We start from the raw sequence: 19,518 nt of genomic DNA, 5'->3' as shown, positions 1-19,518 counted from the left end.
AACGTCACGGATTTAACGTTTGGACGCGGAATACAGTGCAACAGCAGCGGCATTTGACACATTGAGCGAGCCAAAGTCGCGTTTGTAGGGAATTTTCACCAACACATCACAGGTCTCTTTGGTTTTTTGACGCAAACCTGGCCCTTCAGCCCCCATCACAAGTGCGACAGGTCGCCCCGACAAGTCCGCCAAGGCATCATCCAACTCGACCTCAGCCGTACCGTCTAAGCCCAAACAAACGAAACCCATGTTTTGCAATTCGGTCATGGTGTCCGACAAGTTGCGCACCCGCAGGTAAGGCTGACGTTCCAGCGCACCGGACGCGGTTTTCGCCAAAGCGCCGGTTTCAGGTGTCGCGTGGCGCGCAGTGGCAATCACGGCTTCGGCCCCGAACACTTCGGCAGAGCGCAAAATCGCGCCCACGTTATGCGGGTCAGTCACTTGATCAAGCAAGACAACCGTTGGCACGCCCTCGCCTGCGCCCAGACAAATCTCTTCGACGGAACCCCAAGCCAAAGGTTTGACTTCCAAAGCTGCACCTTGGTGTACAGATTGGGCATCAATCGGCACGTCAAATTTGCGCGGCTCGACAATTTCGGGATCCATACCAGATTTGTCGATGTCTTCGGCCAATCTGTCATAGGCGTTTTTGGTCACAACCAGCTTAAGCTTTTCACGATCAGGGTTGCGCAAAGCATCGCGCACCGCGTGCAATCCAAAGAGCCAAACCGTTGTTGCGGCGGCTTTGCGTTTGTGTTGCTCTTTTTCGACGACCCATTGGGGTTTTTTCATGACCAGATATCCCGTTTTTGCCTGCGTCCCTTCCTTGCCTTGCTGTTTGTTGAGATACAAGCAATTTTCCTGTTGACGCCCCCCCACTCCACTTGTATCCACCCCGCACACAACGGTGCTAACGCACCCGAGTGGGCGACGGGCTGCAAGGTGCGGCAGCGGATTGTAACTCCGCCGGGGAGACCCACGCCTGGTTCGATTCCAGGGTCGCCCACCACTTATCCCCCTCTAAAATTTAAGAGATTCCTTTGGGACATTGGTGGCCCTTATTACGGGGGTTTGCGCATATCGTGCGGATGCGCTCAGCTGACTTGCTCAATTAATTTGTACAGCAGCACGCGCATAAGTGGCGGCTTCAACCGTCTCATCGCCGAACGTCACCCTCACATTGATGGCTTCAATCGTCTGCGGCGCAAATGGCACCAAAATCGCATCCAGCCTTTCGACCTTTAGCGCGTTGGGTCTTTAGCGCGGTGGGTTGCGCCTCATCAATGTAGCAAGATTCAGCAACAAATTCGATCATCTCGCCGCCGTTGACTGCATAGTTGACTGCATATTCGATTTGGGAATGCCACAAGGCCACGCCAAAAGGTTGCTAAAGTACAAAAGATCACGCCCCTCATACAATCTAACCGCAATACAATTTACTTTGATCGCCTATAAAATAGGCTTCACTTCCGCGGTGGTTGTAAAGTTCGCACCAAAAGCAGGCGAAATCGTTGTGGACGCCAATGCGATAGGCAAAAAACGTGTCATGAAAATCATCTTTTACACAAGGTGCATTTGTCGTCTTTCGATCACGGGCAAATCAGCCTATAGTTAAAGTAATTGTGGTCCTGATCAGAGAGATGATAGACACAGTATGCTAGGTACGTCTAAAAAGCCGAATTCATTCAATATTGTTGTGATAGGCCAAAACGGGCGCCTCATGTATGAAGCTCTTTTGTTCGCCGCATCATTGCGACAAAACGATCCTGATTTTAAAGGACGTTTGTTTATTGCAGAACCGCAACCCGGCCCCAGTTGGAACGGAGATCCGCGAATCCGTCACACGGATTTGCTGTCAGCGCTCGCTCGTCTAGGTGCTGAAATTTTGCCATTCGAGACCGTGCATTTCGGACAGTCTTACCCTTATGGCAACAAAATCGAAGCGCTCAAAGCCTTGCCCGAAGGCGAGCCTTTCGTGTTTTTCGACACAGACACTTTGATCACAGGCCCTGTGTCCGGCGTGCCGTTTGATTTTGACCGTCCTTGCGCCTCTCTCAAAGCAGAAGGCACTTGGCCGGAGATCGAACTTTACGGTCCGGGGTATGGCGAAATTTGGAAATCGCTTTACGACAAATTCGGGTTGGAATTTGAATCGACACTCGATTTGAACCAGCCAGATGAGTATTGGAAACGCTACATGTATTTCAATGCGGGCTTTTTCTTTTACAAATGCCCGAAACTCTTTGGCGAACGCTTTACCCAATATGCGACAGAAATCTTAGCCGATCCGCCCACAGAAGCCATGCTGCAAAGTTTCGATCCCTGGTTGGACCAAGTTGCCTTGCCGCTGGTGATTCATTCTTTTGGCGGCGAACGCTGCACGCTGCCTGAGAACACGCTAGATGGTGCGCTATCGTGCCATTACCGCACATTCCCGCTTTTGTTCGCCCGAGAAAGCGACGATGTGGTCACCAAACTGCGCCAAGCGTCTGAGCCCAACTGGATCAAGAAAGTGCTCAAAGAATATGAGCCCATCAAACGTATTGTCTATCAAAACAAAGGCGATAGAATTCGCGACATGTTTGACCGCGAAAACCTGCCCCGCCGCGAAAAGATGATCCGCAACCGTATTAAAAAAGCCAATATGTGGATGCGATAATCTAAATTTGCGTACGGTGCCTGTAAGTGCCATCTATCCGCGACAAACCGCCAAGTGACAAAGTTCAGTTTTTCTTTGATTGCGCGGGGTCTTAAGGTAGCTGTTGTACAGCACAGTCACCGGCCGCATCTTGCGCGGCAAAAGCAGGTTACGCGAAGAGTATGAAGCCGAATTTCGCTCTAAATTTCACCCATACGGGCATCACGTTGTTGCATCGCGCCTCCAGCGGATGGCATGCCATGGGCGAAGTGTCGTTGGAAGACCCCGAGTTGCACGCCACTTTGGCGCGCCTGAGAAGCACTGCGACCGCAATTTCGGCCGCTGGGCTGTCCACAAAATTGGTCATTCCCAACAGCCAAATTCTGTATCGCACCATTCCAGACGCTGGACGGAACAAATCCAAGCGCAAAAAAATCATCGAAGACGCGCTGATTGGCGCGACCCCTTATGCGTTGGATGAGCTGGTCTATGATTGGAACGTTGCAGGTGATGACATACAAATCGCTGTGGTTGCGCGCGAGACTTTGGAAGAAGCCGAAGGATTTGCCCGTCAGCATCGTTTTAATCCGCTATGTTTTGTGGCCATCCCCGAAGACGGAACCTTTGATGCTGAACCATTCTTTGGCCGAGCTAAAACCGCGGACGCGCTGATCGGGAAGGGCACGAAAATCGACCGTGACCCGATGGCTATTCAAGTTTTGACCTCCCATCGCATGACGCAATCAAGGGCCACCCCTGTATTGACAGCTGCCATCGCAGATGACCATTCGTCCACCGATGAGGTCGTAAGCGCATTAGAGACTGAGACTGAGACTGAGACTGAGACTGAGACTGAGACTGAGACCAGTGTGACAACTGGCATAAGTGTCAACACACGATCACGGAGGGGGGACGTCGATCAAGACTCGCCCGCAAAAGTTGAGCCCAATCCAGAACCTCAAGACTTAATGCCAGACAATATCGTCGACACAACGCCCAGAACAGATGAAGGCACGAGTGCAATCATTGGGGACGTCGATGAGACAGACACCTTAACAGCAAAAAGCGACCCCAACGCGCCGAATCCTGAAGACATCGCGCCCATCACAGAGAACGCGGATGACACTTCACATCATGCCGATGCCGATGCCGATGCCGATGCCGATGCCGATGCCGATGCCGATGCCGATGCCGATGCCGATGCCGATGCCGATGAACCAAAGCCAGCGCCTCTCCGTTCGAGCAAGCAAAAAAACGCAGCAAATACGAAAGGCATCGACACAGATCCGCGCGCAATCGCGGCCGGCGAAGACTTGAACAATGTCATCGCACCAAAGCCAGACAGCACAGCTACAGATGCCCTAAACCCTGACACGGTGCCCCCTGCAGGGTTTCAATCGATGCGCGCCTCTTTGGCGGCAACACAACCCGATGATGCGCCAGATGCGTCGGTCTCACGTTTGTCAAAAGCCCCCTCACGCGTTTTATCGACTGTCGCCCCACCACCAGAGATTAGCGTGCCAAGCCTACGCGTCACAGACAAAAGCATTCCAAATGACGACGGCGCGCCGATGGCTGAGGCAATCGATGATGCACCGCTCAAACCTCGGGGCGGCAGCTCGGGCGGTATTTTGCGAGCGCAAAAAGGCGAAGACGTCAAACCCAACAAGTCTGCGCCGCTTCCCGAACCGCCAGCGATGCCAGCCCTCACCGCGCGCCGCGTCGAAACCATACCGGCAACACCAGAAAAACAACGTTTCCAGATCGGCGCCCCCGGAACGGCCAAGCGCGAAGATCGCGCTGGCTTAGATACGGCGGTTACTCTCGAGACTGCCCCCAAACCTACAACCGCTGCCTTGCGTACAAAACTGGCGCAAGGCGGCACAACTGCGATGGCCACGCTGCAAGCCCGCAACACAAAGAAAGCAGCGCAGGCGCAGGCCAAAATGGAAACCAAGATGGCGCTGGACAGTACGTCTGCCCCCCTTGAGGACCTCAGCATTGAGACTGACACTGGCCCCAAACCTCTGTCGGACAGCGCGGCAGGCCTTTTGATCACCGAGGGCGCAAGTGCGCCAAAATTCAACGTTTTTGGCGCGCGCAAAACCGCACCAAAACCCAAACGCGTTTTTCTTGGGATCGCGCTCACGGTTGGACTTTTGCTTTTTATGGCGCTTGTGGCACTATGGGGGTCTTTGAGTACGTCAGACATCTCCGCCCCGGTCATAGACGCCACGCAGATTGAAACCACCTCGCAGATTGCACCGAGTTTAGCCCCAAACCCGGATGAAACAGATCTGCTGCAAGAGCTTGAGACGTCTGTTCGGACCGATACAAACAAAGATGATGTTGTGGATTTGGCGTTTGAGCCCCCATTGCCGTCAGCGGATGAACCTGTTGATTTGGAGGAGATCGCACGACAATATGTAGCCACCGGGGTCTGGCCATTGGCACCAGACAGCGGTTCAATCGTCGAAGAAGATAACACTTCAGATCTATATATTGCCTCAATTGATCCAAAAATTCTGTCGCAAGACGCGGTGGCATTGCCCGATGCCCAGCCTCATCAAATCGACGCACAACCCAGCGCAACAGCGGGGCCAGCCCCAGCAGGCACCACCTATAACTTTGATGAACGTGGGCTGGTGCGTGCGACACCCGAAGGGGCGATCACCCCGTCAGGTGTGACGGTGTTCGCGGGCACGCCACCAACCGCACCAGCCGTCAGCCCAAGAGGTCGCGACGCGGCCCCCACTGATACAGCAAGCACCGAAAGCGCTTCAGCACGTGCTCTTTTGGAAGGACTTTCCCCGCGTTTTCGCCCTGAAGGCTTGATTGAGCGCAGTGAACAGGCAAATTTGGGCGGGTTGACGCGCGCCCAGCTTGGTGCGTTTCGTCCCAAAGTAAGACCACAATCGGCGCAACAAAGCGCACAATCGGACGCTGAAGCCGAAGGGGCCACCGCCCCTTCACCCACTGCCCCTATCGTTACAGCTTCACTTCTCCCCGCGCCGCGACCACAAAACATTGCTAAGCTTGTAGAAACCGCCCGTGCGGCTGAGGCCGCAGCCCAAGCTGCAACTGGGGCCGCTGGCGCAACAAGTGACAATGCCTCAGCCTCACGCGTGACTGCGGCCATCCCCGCGACCCCAATCCCCAACAACCCGACTGCGGCCACAGTTGCACGCGCAGCAACAGTCAAAGACGCGATCAACCTGCGCAAAGTCAACCTGATAGGCGTCTACGGGTCCAGTTCAGATCGACGCGCCTTGATCCGTTTGCCGTCGGGGCGTTTGGCCAAAGTCAAAGTCGGCGACCGTGTCGATGGGGGCCGCGTTCAATCCATTTCGAACAGCTCGCTGGTTTACGTCAAAGGCAGTAAGTCCATCACTCTCAAAGTGGGTGTGTAAACCCATCACTTTCAAAGTGGGCGTGTAAACCCTCTGCGGATTTACGCGGCCTTTTTTATGCACTGTGTTTTTGCCGTTTCGACATTTGCAATTGTCGCAAAACATCATTGCTGCGCTCCCTTGAAACATTAGGGTATATGAAACCTGCGACGCAGTAGGGTGAGCGTAACCTCGCGCCCCGATCACAAAGGACATTTCTAAGATGCTCGGTATTCTGACACCGTTTTTCATCTACCTTAGCGCAATTGTAATCGCGGTGCCTTTGGCCCGGCGTCTGGGCCTGGGGTCAGTCTTAGGATATTTACTTGCAGGGATCATAATCGGGCCGATTTTAGGTCTGATTCAGCACGACGAGAGTGAAGACTTGATGCATTTCGCTGAATTTGGCGTGGTGATGATGCTGTTTCTCATCGGGTTAGAGCTGGACCCCCGCGCGCTTTGGGAAATGCGACATAAATTGCTTGGACTTGGCGGTTTGCAAATATTCTTAACTTTGGGCGCTGTCGCTGGAGCTGCGATATTGATGGGTCTTGCGTGGCAAACGGCTGTGGCAGTTGGAATGATCCTATCTTTGTCCTCTACAGCGGTCGTCTTGCAGACATTGTCGGAAAAGAAACTAATGCAAACCGGTGGTGGCCGCGCATCGTTTTCGGTGTTGCTAACGCAAGATATAGCAGTCATTCCGATGATTGCCATTTTGCCGCTTTTGGCCGTCGGCAGTCTTTTGTCGATCAACCCTGACGGATCTATTTCGCGCGGCGCGCAAACGGTGGCCCATGACGATTTGACTTGGGTTCAAACCTTGCCAGCTTGGGGGGTGACCTTAGCCACTTTGGGCGCTGTCGCGTTGATCATTTTCGCTGGCGTTTATCTGACACGGCCCTTTTTCAGGTTTATCCATGCGGCAAACCTGCGCGAACTTTATACGGCAGTGTCTTTGTTCATCGTGGTTGGAATCGCCCTGTTGATGAGTTCTGTCGGCCTATCACCTGCTCTTGGCACCTTTTTGGCTGGCGTGGTTTTGGCCAACACCGAGTTTCGTCACGAATTGGAAAGCTCGATTGAGCCTTTCAAAGGTCTTTTGCTGGGTCTGTTTTTCATCGCCGTGGGCGCAGGTATAAACTTTACGATCCTGTTCCGTGATCCTTTTGAAATCATTGCATTAACAATTGGGTTAATGCTGCTCAAGGGTGCGATTTTGCTGTTAATCGGACGTCTATTTTCGCTGCGCACCCGCGGACAATGGCTACTTGCGCTGTCCTTGGCGCAAGCCGGTGAGTTTGGCATGGTTTTGACCACGTTCTCGTTGCAGCAAGGGGTGTTGGAGCTTTGGTTGGGCGAGCGTTTGTTGTTGATTATCGCATTATCGCTGTTGTTTACGCCCCTGTTTTTCATGTTTCAAGATTATCTACGCGCGCGCATTTCTGCCAAGATGGAAGACAATCAGAAACATGACGAAATCGATGACAAACAGAAAATCATCATCGCTGGGATTGGCCGCTTTGGCCAAATCGTCAACCGTTTGGTACGGGCCTCGGGGTTTGAAACAACTGTGATCGATCATGACCTTAAGGTCATTCAAGTGATGCGAAAGTTTGGTATCAAAGGTTTTTTTGGCGACCCAACGCGCCCAGATTTGCTGCATGCTGCGGGACTTGAGAACGCGAAAATCTTGGTCGTGGCGGTGGACGATACGAGTGCAGCGCTCAAACTGGTGGAATTTGCCCGCAAAGCCAATCCAGATATTATCATCATCGCCCGTGCCCGTGACCGCATGCATGTCTATGAGCTTTACAAGGCGGGGGCCGACAAAATCGTGCGTGAGATGTTTGACTCGTCACTGCGCGCTGGTCGCTATGTCTTAGAAGAAATGGGGCTGTCGGAATTTGATGCCGCTGAGAGCGAACAAGCTTATTATCAACATGATCGTCGCGCGATGCGCGAACTGGCGGAGCTTTGGCAACCAGGCAAGCCGTTGTCAGAAAACCCCGCTTATATCGAAAGATCAAAAGCCTTGGAAATCGATTTGGAAGCCGCCCTTTTGGCCCAATTGCAACAAGGGCGCGACACAGAAACCAAGTCTTCCTAACGTGTGTGGAGCACAGCGTACATCATAGGTTTCTGTCGCTATGCTATTCCTCAGACACACCCGCTTCAGCGAAAGTTGCCATGCCAGAATGACAAGCCACAGCCGCTTTGATTAAAGGCAAGGCCAGTGCGGCCCCTGAGCCTTCGCCAAGGCGCAAACCAAAGTCGATCATAGCCTCTTTGCCCAATGCAGCCAGCAAACGCCCGTGACCCGATTCCGCTGATGTGTGCCCCGCGATACAATGATCGAGCGCGCCAGATTGTGCCTGTTCCAAAGTCGCAGCAGCCGCACAACAGATGAACCCATCCAAGATTACCGGAATGCGCAAATCACGCGCGCGCGCAATCGCGCCCGCCATCGCCGCAAGTTCACGCCCGCCCAAAGCGGCCAAAACCTGTAGTGCACCTAAGTCACCAAACTTGGCCACGCCTTTGGCAACCACGTTCTGCTTAATCTTAAGGCCCGCGTCATCCACACCAGTGCCGCGCCCTGTCCAATCAGACGCCGCGCCGCCAAACAGCGCGTTGCAAATCGCAGCCGCAGAGGTGGTATTGCCAATGCCCATCTCGCCCACAACCAACAGGTCTGTGGTATCGGACACGGCGTTCCAGCCAACGGCCAAAGCAGCAACACAATCGGCCTCGGACATGGCAGGCTGAACGGTGAAATCATGAGTCGGACGGTCCAGTTCAATCGCATGCACAGACATCGCAGCGCCTGCGTTTTTCGACAGTTGATTGATCGCAGCCCCACCATGTTCAAAGTTGATCACCATCTGCGCGGTCACTTCTGTGGGAAATGCGGACACGCCCTGCGCCGTTACGCCGTGATTGCCTGCGAAAATAATCACTTGAGGGGCTTCAATTGTGGGGCGCGCATCCCCCCGCCAAGACGCATACCAAATCGCGATGTCTTCTAAGCGTCCCAAAGACCCTGCGGGTTTGGTCAAGGTGCTATTGCGATCGGCGGCACCTGCTTTGCTTTGTACATCCGCTTGCGGGGCTGCGGCCAAAATCGCCTGAAAAGCGTTGAGAGTGGTGAAACGCATGGGACGGCTCCGTCATTGTCTTTAAGGTGCGGTTTGTCTATCTGCTTGAGCGACGCGATTATAGAACAAACTTGCCGCAGGGAGCATATTAGCCCATGACGTCCACCGCTTTTCGTCCCCAATTGGGTGATATCAAAACCGCATTCGCCCTGTTGACCCGACTGCCCGTCAAAGCCAGTTTTGAGCGCACAGCCGAGGCCACATGGGCTTTCCCACTTGTGGGAGCTGTTGTTGGGCTCATCACTTTGACCATTGCCTTGCTGTCAGACTGGATTGGTTTGGGCCTTGGCGTCTCAACCGGTTTGGCCATCGCGGGCGCTGTGTTCATCACCGGCGCCATGCATGAAGATGGGATCGCCGACAGTGCGGATGGGCTTTGGGGTGGCTGGACCCCTGCGCGTCGTTTGGAAATCATGCGTGACAGCCATATCGGCACTTATGGTGTTCTAGCGTTAATCATGGTGATGTTGCTGCGGTTTTCTGCCATCTCAGTCGTGATGAACAACTTGCATTTGGGCACTTTGGTCGCCGCTGCAGTGCTGTCGCGCGCGGCTATGCCCTTTGTCATGACATTACTGCCCAATGCCCGCGATGATGGCTTGTCGGTGCAAACTGGCCGCCCCAGTGGCACCTCAGCTGCTATCGGCGCTGTGATCGCTCTTGCTTTGGCTTGGCTGAGTATCGGTTTTGTGCCGATGGTCTGTGCCGCTAGCGCTTGCGGTCTGGTGATCGTGGCAGTGATGAAAATCGCCACAGCAAAAATCGGTGGTCAAACAGGTGATATTTTGGGAGCGACGCAAATTCTATGCGAGCTTTGCGTGCTGGCGATCTGTACGACACTTTAAATGCGCCAGCCCGCAAAAGAAAACCGCCGCAAGATCAAGTCTTGCGGCGGTTTTAAATTTGTAAGCTGCGGGTTGTTTAAGCCGCGGCAGGTGCGCGTGAGACCAAAACGTCCGTAATTGTCTTGCCAGCTTCGACTTCATCCGTGTTGGCCACAGCTGCCACTTCGCGTGTCAAACGCTCAAGGGCTGCTTCATACAACTGACGCTCAGAGTATGACTGTTCGCGCTGATCGTCTGTGCGGTGCAAATCGCGCACCACTTCGGCGATGGCGATCAGGTCACCTGAGTTGATCTTTTGCTCGTATTCTTGCGCGCGGCGCGACCACATAGCCCGTTTGACTTTGGCTTTGCCTTTGAGCGTTTTCATAGCGTGCGCCACGACGTCAGGCGACGACAAAGAGCGCATGCCCACTTCGTCAGCTTTGTGCGTTGGAACGCGCAGTGTCATTTTGTCTTTTTCAAACGCGATGACGAAAAGTTCGAGAGATATCCCAGCGATTTCTTGCTCTTCGATAGAGACGACTTTGCCGACGCCATGCGACGGGTAAACAACGAAATCATTGGGGCTGTAATCTGGTCTATTGGTCTTGCTCATAGTCAATCTGGTTCCTCAAAGAACAGGTATTAAAGACCTTCGACTTCACGCTGCTTTGCCATGACTGTAGGCAAGACGATCTGACCTTGGGGTCAAATTTGACGCGAAAAACTCAAGCCCCAGTCAAACGATGCTTGTGGGGTTTGAGATCGATATGTCCTGATGTTGTTGGTCTATCATACCAAAAAACCGCGCCATTTAAAAGCTTCGCATTAGCATAGCAGCAAGTTTCGGCCTGTTTTCAAGGCGATAAAGAGAAAAAATGCGGCTAATTGTGAAGATTTCGCAAAATTAAAGCCCCCGCATGTAACACATAGCGAGGGCCTTCAATGTGATATGATTCGCACTAAAGGCGCGGGCCAAAAACACCTGAACTTAAGGCGTTGTATCATCCGCCTTCGCCGGGCGCTTCAGAGAAGTCGGTTTCAAGTTTGTTCTCTTGACCGTCTTTGTCTTCATAGCCAGGCATTGGGTCTTTTTTCGACAAGATCACAGGCCAAGCCTCGGAATATTTGCGGTTGAATTCAACCCATTTTTCCATAGCAGGCTCGGTGTCAGGGCGGATCGCGTCAGCCGGACATTCAGGTTCACAAACACCACAGTCGATGCATTCATCGGGGTGAATGACCAACATGTTTTCACCCTCGTAGAAACAGTCCACCGGACAAACTTCTACACAGTCAGTGTACTTACAAGAAATGCAGTTATCGATCACGACGTAGGTCATTGCGGCTCATCCAGAAATTCAAGTTCGGCCTTTGCTAACGCCCATTGCCAAATCATTCAAGCATCTCGAAACATATCTTTTGGGGAAAGAAGACCAGTGCGACGATCTTTCTTAGTTGGACGACCTTTTCCCTCAAATTTAGGCGATTGTGGAACGAATTCCTTTGTCTCGGGAACAGGCGTAAGATCCTCATACAGCATCTGCGCTTCAGGTGCGGGCCCACGTCGCGTGCCGCAGGCGATCACGCGCACGGTTTTGATCTCTTTGGCTTGGGTAAAGACGAGCACGTCCCCTGCCCCGATTGCCACAGACGGCTTTGCCACTTTGTTGGAATTCAATCGCACGTTCCCACCACTGACGACCTTGGTCGCAAGCGAGCGGGTTTTGAAAAAGCGGGCATACCATAGCCACTTATCGAGGCGTATCGTGTCCCGCTTTTCCAAGGTTTAGGTCTTGTCTTTCAAACCCATCAACGCGGCTGCGAAGGGGTTGTCAGGATCAATCGCTTTTTCTTTACGCGCAGGACGCGCGGAGAAAGACTGCGGCTTGTTGCCAGTTTTAGCACCATCGCGGCCACCATCACGGTTTGGTTTGCCACCGTCGCGACGGGGTTTGCCTTTGCCTTGTGGACGACCTTTGCCTTTGGCTTCACCGTCTTGACGGTTGTCTTGACGACCTTCTTGGCGGCCCTCTTGACGACGTGGCCCACGGTTTGCACCGCGATTGCCACCCCATTTGAAGGTGTAGAAGACTTCCATGTCTACAGGCGCCGCATCCGCAGCGGGTGCTGCTTCAACTTCGGCCTCATCTGTAGGTGCGTCTTCGGCTTTTGCCTCTTCTGCAGGTGCTTCAACAGCCGCCTCGCTAGGCTTTTCAGGGGCAGCTTTGACTTTGACCCGTTCGCCTTTTTCAGCAGCATAGCCAAGACCCGTCATCAGATCAGAGAATTGCTCAAGTGTCATGCCCGTGATCGACAACATGTCAGGGTTGGCTTCAAATCCAGCGCGGCTGTCTTTGGTGCGCAGCAAATCTGCCAAGCGTTCCAACATATCGATGCGAATCGCGCGCGCGCCAGCCAAACGGTAGCCAGACATCGCGTAATAACCTTCGGGCGCATGTACAGCAGCCGGAATGGTCACCAAACCAGGGGGCGGACTGTCAGGGGCCACATCGTGTTTGGCTGACAAAGACCACAAAAGCAGACGCAAACGTGTAGGCGCTGGCTTCAAAATAGCTGGCATAAAGACAGTGAACTGACCAAAACGAATACCGTGTTTGCGCAGGGCACCACGGGCTTCTTGATCCAGTTCTTTGACCTCAGCTGCCACAGCGCCACGCTCAATGACGCCGAGGTTTTCTTCCAAACGGAAAGCAAACCCGCGGGCCAGACCTGTCAGCGCTTCGTCTTTGGACATCGCAAGCAATGGCTCGAACAATGTCGCAACCTTGCGGTCGATGAAATGCTGCAACCGGCGCGTGACCTTATCGATCACGTCTTGGCCAGCGACCTCGTCAACGAATGCAACAACACGTGGACGCAAGGCGCTATCGCCAGCCACCAGTTTCCCGACAGCATGTTCGCCCCACATGAGGCCACCCTGTTCGGTGAAATCCATTTCTGTGTCCGGTGCATTGTAGAACCGGTCAGCACGCAAATGGAATTCAGGCGCCAACACAGCCACAGCCGCTTGGGCCAATGTCTTTGCTTCGTCCGCGCCCGCAGTCGCATCTTGACTGAAACGGAATCCCTCTAGACGGCCGATGAGTTCACCCTCAACCATCACTTCACCTTTATCGTTCACGTCGGCCACAAGGCCCTCCTTCTGCTTCAACCGCCGGAGGAGCACACTCGTCCGCCGGTCAACAAATCTTTGCGTCAGCGCATTGTGTAGCGCGTCGGACAATCGGTCTTCAACTGCGCGGGTCTCGGCGCGCCAATGCTTTTCATCGTCGACCCAACCCGTGCGCTGCGCAACATACGTCCAAGTGCGCACATAGGCGAGTCTTTTAGACAATGTATCGATATTGCCTTCAATCCGGTCAATACGTTTGATCTGAGACGCCAACCAATCGTCGGGAATCCGCCCAACCCCATGAAGGAAATCAAATATTCGTTCCAAAAGACTGGTGTGTTCGCCGTGCGAAATACCGCGAAAATCAGGGATTCGGCAGACATCCCACAAAAGTTTTACGTCTTTACTGCCCCGAATACGCGGCCGCACGGTCTGCAAGTTCCCCAGCGTTTTAAGTGACGCTAAGTCATCTGCTTCCCTCGCTTTGATCAGACTTGGATCGTTCGGCGGCTGCTCAAGCGAGCCGATTAATGTGTCAATTGTGCCAAATTCAAGCCGTGGATTGCGCCAAACCAGTTTTTTGATCGGCTCGAATCTGTGGCTTTCAATCGCCTCGATCACCATCTCGTCCAAAGGCGAGGCCTCGCCCGTAACACCAAAAGTCCCATCCGTTTGATAGCGCCCAGCGCGCCCCGCGATTTGTGCCAATTCATTGGGCTGCAAAGGCCGCATCCGTCGCCCGTCAAATTTGGTCGTGGCCGAGAACGCCACATGGGTCACATCGAGATTAAGCCCCATGCCGATGGCATCTGTGGCCACCAGATAATTGACCTCGCCGTTTTGATACATCTCGACTTGGGCATTGCGCGTGCGCGGGCTTAACGCGCCCATGACAACCGCCGCGCCGCCTTTTTGACGACGCAGCAATTCTGCGATGGCATAGACATTTTCAACCGAAAACCCGACAATTGCCGCCCGTTCAGGCATCCGGCTTAGTTTTTTCGAACCTGCGTAGGTCAGCTTGGAAAATCGCTCGCGTTTCATAAACTGCGCTTTGGGTACAAGTTCGGCGATGACAGATTTCATCGTTTCAGAGCCTAAAAACAGCGTCTCATGGGTGCCGCGCGCATGCAGCAAGCGATCTGTGAACACATGGCCGCGATCAGGATCGGCACAAAGCTGAACTTCGTCAATCGCTAGAAAATCAGGGCCGATATCCGTAGGCATCGCCTCAACAGTGCAGACCCAATATTGCGTGCGCGGCGGCACGATGCGTTCTTCGCCTGTGACCAGCGCCACCACGGACGGCCCGCGCATAGCCACTATACGATCATAGACCTCGCGCGCCAAAAGGCGCAGCGGCAGACCGATCACACCGGAGCGGTAACTCAACATCCGCTCAATCGCGTAATGTGTTTTGCCCGTGTTGGTTGCACCCAACATGGCGGTAATACGGGCGGAGTGCCCCATTGCGCTGCTCATGGCACCTGCCTTTTTAGTCTTTGGATGTCATTTAAAGCGCGGCACCGCTAAGTGCCAGTTCCAGACGCTCGATTCTTTGATCAAGCCCTCCCATATGCGGATGAATGTTTTGGATAACGTATAGAATCTTCAACGCATTATCCGCCTGATCCAGTTCTTCTAGTATCAGCGCCATGCCAGACAAAGCGCCGAAATGACGCGGCTCTAACGTTAAAGTAGCGCCAATATCGGCCATAGAAGCCCCGTAGAGACCCGCGTGATAAAAGGCAGTCGCGCGCGCATTATACCCTTCAGCAAAGTCAGGCGCGTGATCGATCAAGGCTGTGAGATGCTCTATCGCCAAAAGCGAATCGCCCATTTCCATCGCCTCTATTCCCCGCTCAAGCAACAGATCCATCGCATCAGAGCCAGAGCGTGCCATTTCAGCATAAAGATTGTGTTCTATTGCCCCCGCCTGCGATTCATCCGCCGTGGCCAGCTTATCAAACAGCCCATCCAATTTGCCCGCATCCACGGCAAGCGCGCTTTGAGCCCAGCACAGACACAAAGACGTAACGATACATTTGAGAAACAGTTGCATTCGGTCCATAATATTTATGAGTGTAGCTTCTTGGCTCTTGTGGGCAATGCCCCATATGTAATTGTAGCCAAAAACAACCAAACCAAAGGAAAACTTATGAGCGATATCCTAACGGCAGCCGTTACAGCTTTGAACGAAAAAATCGATGGCGGCTTTGCTGCGGGCGTCGCGAAATTTGTCATCACCGGCGAAGGGTCTATCATTGTTGACGCAGATGGAGCGCGGGCTTCTGACGACGCAGCAGACGTGACGCTGACGGCAGATGTTGAGACATTCCAAGGCATGATGGAAGGCGACGTGAACCCCACTGCCGCCTTCATGCAAGGCAAGCTTACTGTTGATGGTGATATGGGCATGGCGATGCAGCTTGGTTCTGCCTTGGCATAACGCTTAGCGTTTTTTAAACCTTGCCGCGTCACAGTGGCCGGGTCTTTACTTGGTCGATTTTTATCACTCCTTTCATTGCCTTGAGGTCCATTATGGAAAAAGCTCCTTTTTTCGAGAACGTTTGTGATGGCCCTGAGGGCGGCAGCGCCTATTGGCTGACCACCGCTGATGGATTGCGTATTCGTGCGGGCGTTTGGCCTCACGCTGGCGAGACAAAAAGCACAGGCCAAACCAAAGGCACTGTGTTCATCTTGCCAGGGCGCACGGAATGCGTTGAAAAATACGGGCGTGCGGCGACGGACTTGGCCCAGCGCGGCTATGCTTCTTTGGCAATCGATTGGCGCGGGCAAGGTATCGCGGATCGCATGTTGGCGGATCGCAGCATTGGCCATGTGGAACATTTTGATGACTATCAACTTGATCTTGCCGCTGTGCTCAACATGGCGCGCGATCTTGATCTGCCCAAACCGTGGTTCATGATCGGTCACTCCATGGGCGGTGCTATCGGCCTGCGGGCATTGCTTGAAGGTGCGCCTTTTGAGGCCGCTAGTTTTTCTGCGCCTATGTGGGGCATCGGGCTAACTTCTGTGCAAAAGGTGATGTTGCAGTTCTTGGCCCCTATTTTGGCTCTGTTTAATTTGGACCGCCAACGCGCCCCCGGCACCAAAAGCGAAACCTATATGATGGGGCAGGATTTCGAGGGCAATACCCTCACCAGCGATGCAAATATGTATGCCTATATGCGCGCACAGGTTGCGGCAGAACCCAGTCTGGGGCTTGGTGGCCCATCCACGCGCTGGGTGCGCGAATCCATTGCTGAGAACACGGATATCGATACATTTGCGTCCCCCGATGTGCCAATTTTGTGTTTTCTGGGAATGAACGAAGCCATCGTTAACACAGATGCCGTGCGGGCCCGCATGGCGCGCTGGCCCCGTGGCGAGCTGATCGAAGTGCCAAAGGCCCAGCACGAGATTCCCATGGAAGTGCCTGAGACCCGCAAGCAGTTCTTTGACCGCTCTTGCGCGTTGTTTGACGCCAATCTGTAACCCCGTTGAACGCCAGCCAATCTGAACGCCAGCCAATCGATTTTGCGCCGCACGCACTTTGATGAGCCGGCGCGGCTGACAAAATTTTGTGATCCTCTTCAATCTCTTGACCTCAATGGGTTGCAAATCAGGGCGCTGCGTCCCTAAGTGTTGGGCATAGGAACAGGAGAAATTTCATGCGTTTCAGCTATACATCCGCCCTCGGTGCCCTCGGCCCCCAAGCCTTTGACACCCGCGCTTATGACAGCCGCGTGTTTGATGCGAGCACTGGGTCGGCCGCAGGCGATTTCGGCGATCTGCCCGATTGGGATCTCAGCGATCTCTATCCTGCTGTGGATTCGCCGGAAGTGAAACGCGATTTGGATTGGCTGGAAGAGGCTTGCGTGTCTTTTGCAAAAGATTTCGAAGGCAAGCTGGCCGATCTTGACGGCGCAGGCATGTATGACTGCATCTTGCGCAACGAGCGCATCAGCCAAGTGGCGGGGCGTCTTGGGTCTTATGCGGGGCTTTTGTATTACCAAAACACCGTCGATGGCGATCGCGCGAAATTCTTTTCCGACATCCAAGACAAGATCACCAATTTCACAGCGCCTTTGGTGTTTTTCTCGCTCGAAGTGAACCGCATTCCTGACGAAGCGGTCGAGGACATGTTGCAGCACGCTGATCTGGCGCGCTACCGTCCTATTTTCGAGCGCATGCGCAAAATGCGCCCTTATCAGCTGTCTGACGAGTTGGAACGCTACGAGCACGACATGTCTGTGGTCGGCGCTTCCGCGTGGAACAAACTGTTCGATGAAACGGTTGCCGACCTGAAATTCACCGTGGACGGTCAAGAACTTGGCCTAGAGGCCGCGGCCACATTGATGTCTGACCAAAACCGCGACACCCGCGAAGCCTCTGCCCGTGAAGTGGCCAATGTCTTGGGGCAAAACCTCAAAACCTTTACCCGCGTGCACAACACGCTGGCGAAAATGGGCGACGTTGAGGACAAATGGCGCGGCATGCCGACCCCGCAAACGGGCCGCCACCTGTCCAACGATGTCGAAGCCGAAGTGGTCGAGGCCCTGCGCGATGCAGTCGTCGCCGCCTACCCCAAGCTGTCGCACCGTTACTATGAGCTTAAACGCAAATGGCTTGGCCTTGATAAGCTGCAAGTCTGGGACCGCAACGCGCCTTTGCCGCTGGAAGACGACAAAGCCATCCAGTGGGATGACGCGCGCGATATGGTGATGCAAGCCTATGCTGGCTTTCACCCGAAAATGGCCGAATTGGCAGAACCGTTTTTCACCAAAGGCTGGATTGATGCGGGCGTGAAAGAGGGCAAAGCCCCCGGCGCCTTCGCCCACCCCACTGTCACCGACGCGCACCCTTACGTGATGCTTAACTACTTGGGCAAACAGCGTGATGTGATGACGCTGGCGCATGAGCTTGGTCATGGCGTTCACCAAGTCTTGGCCGCTGATCAAGGCGAACTGCTATCAAGCACACCGCTGACCTTGGCCGAAACCGCGTCTGTCTTTGGCGAAATGTTGACCTTCCAACAGCTGCTCAAAGGTGCGAAAAATCAAAACGAACGTAAGGTCTTGCTGGCTGGCAAGGTCGAGGATTCGATCAACACGCTGGTGCGCCAAATCGCGTTTTACGACTTTGAATGCAAACTGCATGACGCGCGCAAAGGTGGCGAACTCACATCAGACGCCATCAACGCGTTGTGGATGTCTGTGCAGGGCGAAAGCCTTGGACCTGCATTTGAATTCATGGACGGCTATGAAACCTTCTGGGCCTATATACCCCACTTCGTTCACTCGCCATTCTACGTCTATGCCTATGCGTTCGGCGATGGCCTCGTGAACGCACTTTACGCGGCGTATGTGGAAAATCCAGACGGGTTTGAAGACAAATACTTCGACATGCTCAAAGCCGGCGGATCAAAGCACCATACTGACCTCTTGGCCCCCTTCGGCCTTGATGCCTCTGACCCCAAATTCTGGGACAAAGGCCTGTCGATGATTTCAGCGATGATCGATGAATTGGAAGCGATGGATTAAATCCACCGACATATGAGACTGTAAGATTAGAAAAGCCCCGCCAAATTGGTGGGGCTTTTCTTCCGTTCTAGGCCTCGCCGCTGTCAGCAGCCTCAAAGCGCAGCACACCTGCAAGGCGCGGTCCGGCTTTGGTATCGCTGGTATGGTGATTTACCCCATCAAAGACATCGACCTCTTTGAAATCAAAGGGGCTTACGCCCTCAAGACAGGCGACATTAACACCAAATTCATTGGGGTTTGAGCGCCTTTGGTGATGGGTATAAATCCCGCATTTCGAACAAAAGTAATGCTTTGCGGCTTTCGTGTTGAATTGGTACAGCGTCAGGGCCTCTTGGCCTTGCACAAAATTGATCCCATCCAAATTCGCCGAGACAGCAACCGCCCCGCGCATGGTACAAATCGAACAGGTGCAACGCCGCGCCGATGCGAAACCTTCCGGCAAGGTCACGTCGAACTTAACCGTCCCGCAGTGGCAAGAAGCGTGAAAAGTCTCAGCTGTACCCACCATTTAATCCAGTTCCGTCCAAGGCCAAGGTTTCACCTCTGAAGCAGCGGTTTGATAGCGGATGGCTTTGGCCATCCAGATGCCCAGATCGGTGCCCAGTTCCGCGATGCGCGTGTTAGGGGTGTTTTTGCCGAACAGCACGAACACCAATTGCAGCAAGGTCAAAAGCATCAATAGTGTCTTGGACAAGCTGATCATGATCGCGATAAGGATCATAAAGAAAATCCGGTGAAAGATGTTTTCCTCAAGATGCTCAGGCGTCTTAGGCGTCATGTTCTCGAGGTCAGGCATAACGTCGTCAAATTCATGTGGGTCGGCCATG

Annotated in this window: 16 protein-coding genes and 1 tRNA gene; 8 read left to right on the top strand and 9 right to left on the bottom strand. The window is 53.7% G+C overall.

Features of this window, described 5'->3' with window-relative positions; translation table 11 throughout:
• Positions 1 to 12: 12 nt before the first annotated feature.
• Positions 13 to 792, bottom strand: a complete 780-nt coding sequence (gene rlmB / locus WNY38_RS16050) for a 23S rRNA (guanosine(2251)-2'-O)-methyltransferase RlmB (RefSeq protein ID WP_342858373.1) — start codon at positions 790 to 792, stop codon at positions 13 to 15.
• 133 nt (positions 793 to 925) lie between these two features.
• Here rlmB and WNY38_RS16045 point away from each other — a divergent pair.
• From WNY38_RS16045 to WNY38_RS16030, 4 genes are all read left to right on the top strand, one after another.
• Positions 926 to 1,009 (top strand) — tRNA-Tyr (locus tag WNY38_RS16045).
• A 711-nt stretch (positions 1,010 to 1,720) separates the two neighbouring features.
• On the top strand, positions 1,721 to 2,659 hold the full coding sequence (locus tag WNY38_RS16040; protein WP_342858372.1) for a hypothetical protein: 939 nt from the start codon (positions 1,721 to 1,723) through the stop codon (positions 2,657 to 2,659).
• A gap of 161 nt (positions 2,660 to 2,820) precedes the next feature.
• A complete protein-coding gene (locus WNY38_RS16035; protein ID WP_342858371.1) occupies positions 2,821 to 6,048 on the top strand; it encodes a hypothetical protein in 3,228 nt (1,075 codons plus the stop codon).
• 202 nt (positions 6,049 to 6,250) lie between these two features.
• Positions 6,251 to 8,137, top strand: coding sequence for a monovalent cation:proton antiporter-2 (CPA2) family protein (locus WNY38_RS16030; RefSeq protein ID WP_342858370.1), 1,887 nt, complete (start codon positions 6,251 to 6,253; stop codon positions 8,135 to 8,137).
• Positions 8,138 to 8,180: 43 nt separating this feature from the next.
• Here the strand turns inward: WNY38_RS16030 and cobT are convergent, their stop codons facing one another.
• Entirely contained in the window at positions 8,181 to 9,185 is a 1,005-nt protein-coding gene (gene cobT, locus WNY38_RS16025; RefSeq protein WP_342858369.1) for a nicotinate-nucleotide--dimethylbenzimidazole phosphoribosyltransferase, read from the bottom strand.
• Positions 9,186 to 9,280: 95 nt separating this feature from the next.
• On the opposite strand from cobT, the gene cobS reads away from it, so the two are divergent.
• Entirely contained in the window at positions 9,281 to 10,030 is a 750-nt protein-coding gene (gene cobS / locus WNY38_RS16020) for an adenosylcobinamide-GDP ribazoletransferase (protein ID WP_342858368.1), read from the top strand.
• Between the two features lie 76 nt (positions 10,031 to 10,106).
• Here cobS and WNY38_RS16015 read toward each other — a convergent pair whose 3' ends face one another.
• From WNY38_RS16015 to WNY38_RS15995, 5 genes are all read right to left on the bottom strand, one after another.
• Positions 10,107 to 10,625, bottom strand: coding sequence for a CarD family transcriptional regulator (locus WNY38_RS16015; RefSeq protein WP_342858367.1), 519 nt, complete (start codon positions 10,623 to 10,625; stop codon positions 10,107 to 10,109).
• A 388-nt stretch (positions 10,626 to 11,013) separates the two neighbouring features.
• The gene (fdxA, locus tag WNY38_RS16010) at positions 11,014 to 11,352 is read right to left on the bottom strand and encodes a ferredoxin FdxA (protein ID WP_342858365.1); all 339 of its coding nucleotides are present in this window, start codon (positions 11,350 to 11,352) and stop codon (positions 11,014 to 11,016) included.
• Positions 11,353 to 11,408: 56 nt separating this feature from the next.
• On the bottom strand, positions 11,409 to 11,795 hold the full coding sequence (locus WNY38_RS16005; protein ID WP_342858364.1) for an RNA-binding S4 domain-containing protein: 387 nt from the start codon (positions 11,793 to 11,795) through the stop codon (positions 11,409 to 11,411).
• A gap of 3 nt (positions 11,796 to 11,798) precedes the next feature.
• The gene (locus tag WNY38_RS16000; protein ID WP_342858363.1) at positions 11,799 to 14,627 is read right to left on the bottom strand and encodes a helicase-related protein; all 2,829 of its coding nucleotides are present in this window, start codon (positions 14,625 to 14,627) and stop codon (positions 11,799 to 11,801) included.
• Between the two features lie 31 nt (positions 14,628 to 14,658).
• Positions 14,659 to 15,207 (bottom strand): hypothetical protein, encoded by a 549-nt coding sequence (locus WNY38_RS15995; protein WP_342858362.1) that lies wholly within the window; start codon positions 15,205 to 15,207, stop codon positions 14,659 to 14,661.
• A 96-nt stretch (positions 15,208 to 15,303) separates the two neighbouring features.
• On the opposite strand from WNY38_RS15995, the gene WNY38_RS15990 reads away from it, so the two are divergent.
• The 3 genes from WNY38_RS15990 to WNY38_RS15980 all read left to right on the top strand — a co-directional run bounded on the left by WNY38_RS15990 (position 15,304) and on the right by WNY38_RS15980 (position 18,691).
• Positions 15,304 to 15,594 carry an SCP2 sterol-binding domain-containing protein gene (locus WNY38_RS15990; protein ID WP_342858361.1) on the top strand — a complete coding sequence of 97 codons (291 nt, stop codon included), beginning with the start codon at positions 15,304 to 15,306 and terminating at the stop codon, positions 15,592 to 15,594.
• A 92-nt stretch (positions 15,595 to 15,686) separates the two neighbouring features.
• Entirely contained in the window at positions 15,687 to 16,643 is a 957-nt protein-coding gene (locus WNY38_RS15985) for an alpha/beta hydrolase (protein ID WP_342858360.1), read from the top strand.
• A gap of 176 nt (positions 16,644 to 16,819) precedes the next feature.
• The gene (locus tag WNY38_RS15980) at positions 16,820 to 18,691 is read left to right on the top strand and encodes a M3 family oligoendopeptidase (protein ID WP_342858359.1); all 1,872 of its coding nucleotides are present in this window, start codon (positions 16,820 to 16,822) and stop codon (positions 18,689 to 18,691) included.
• A 67-nt stretch (positions 18,692 to 18,758) separates the two neighbouring features.
• On the opposite strand, the gene WNY38_RS15975 is transcribed toward WNY38_RS15980, so the two are convergent.
• Together WNY38_RS15975 and WNY38_RS15970 are read right to left on the bottom strand one after the other, a co-directional pair.
• The gene (locus WNY38_RS15975; protein ID WP_342858358.1) at positions 18,759 to 19,199 is read right to left on the bottom strand and encodes a GFA family protein; all 441 of its coding nucleotides are present in this window, start codon (positions 19,197 to 19,199) and stop codon (positions 18,759 to 18,761) included.
• Positions 19,200 to 19,517 (bottom strand): DUF4389 domain-containing protein, encoded by a 318-nt coding sequence (locus tag WNY38_RS15970; RefSeq protein WP_342858357.1) that lies wholly within the window; start codon positions 19,515 to 19,517, stop codon positions 19,200 to 19,202. It lies immediately after the preceding gene.
• Position 19,518: the final 1 nt, after the last annotated feature.

It is taken from the genome of Pacificibacter sp. AS14 (assembly GCF_038899935.1).
Lineage (GTDB): Bacteria > Pseudomonadota > Alphaproteobacteria > Rhodobacterales > Rhodobacteraceae > Celeribacter.
The sequence above is the reverse complement of the archived record's forward strand: the minus strand, read 5'-3'. Positions and strand labels throughout refer to the sequence as shown.

Bases quoted from the DNA above. Each gene is read 5' to 3' on its own strand.
- cobS (WP_342858368.1), top strand. From the start codon at position 9,281: ATGACGTCCACCGCTTTTCGTCCCCAATTGGGTGATATCAAAACCGCA.
- WNY38_RS16015 (WP_342858367.1), bottom strand. From the start codon at position 10,625: ATGAGCAAGACCAATAGACCAGATTACAGCCCCAATGATTTCGTTGTT.
- WNY38_RS16030 (WP_342858370.1), top strand. From the start codon at position 6,251: ATGCTCGGTATTCTGACACCGTTTTTCATCTACCTTAGCGCAATTGTA.
- rlmB (WP_342858373.1), bottom strand. From the start codon at position 792: ATGAAAAAACCCCAATGGGTCGTCGAAAAAGAGCAACACAAACGCAAA.
- WNY38_RS15980 (WP_342858359.1), top strand. From the start codon at position 16,820: ATGCGTTTCAGCTATACATCCGCCCTCGGTGCCCTCGGCCCCCAAGCC.
- WNY38_RS16000 (WP_342858363.1), bottom strand. From the start codon at position 14,627: ATGAGCAGCGCAATGGGGCACTCCGCCCGTATTACCGCCATGTTGGGT.
- fdxA (WP_342858365.1), bottom strand. From the start codon at position 11,352: ATGACCTACGTCGTGATCGATAACTGCATTTCTTGTAAGTACACTGAC.
- WNY38_RS16035 (WP_342858371.1), top strand. From the start codon at position 2,821: ATGAAGCCGAATTTCGCTCTAAATTTCACCCATACGGGCATCACGTTG.
- WNY38_RS15995 (WP_342858362.1), bottom strand. From the start codon at position 15,207: ATGCAACTGTTTCTCAAATGTATCGTTACGTCTTTGTGTCTGTGCTGG.
- cobT (WP_342858369.1), bottom strand. From the start codon at position 9,185: ATGCGTTTCACCACTCTCAACGCTTTTCAGGCGATTTTGGCCGCAGCC.
- WNY38_RS15970 (WP_342858357.1), bottom strand. From the start codon at position 19,517: ATGGCCGACCCACATGAATTTGACGACGTTATGCCTGACCTCGAGAAC.
- WNY38_RS15990 (WP_342858361.1), top strand. From the start codon at position 15,304: ATGAGCGATATCCTAACGGCAGCCGTTACAGCTTTGAACGAAAAAATC.
- WNY38_RS16040 (WP_342858372.1), top strand. From the start codon at position 1,721: ATGTATGAAGCTCTTTTGTTCGCCGCATCATTGCGACAAAACGATCCT.
- WNY38_RS15975 (WP_342858358.1), bottom strand. From the start codon at position 19,199: ATGGTGGGTACAGCTGAGACTTTTCACGCTTCTTGCCACTGCGGGACG.
- WNY38_RS15985 (WP_342858360.1), top strand. From the start codon at position 15,687: ATGGAAAAAGCTCCTTTTTTCGAGAACGTTTGTGATGGCCCTGAGGGC.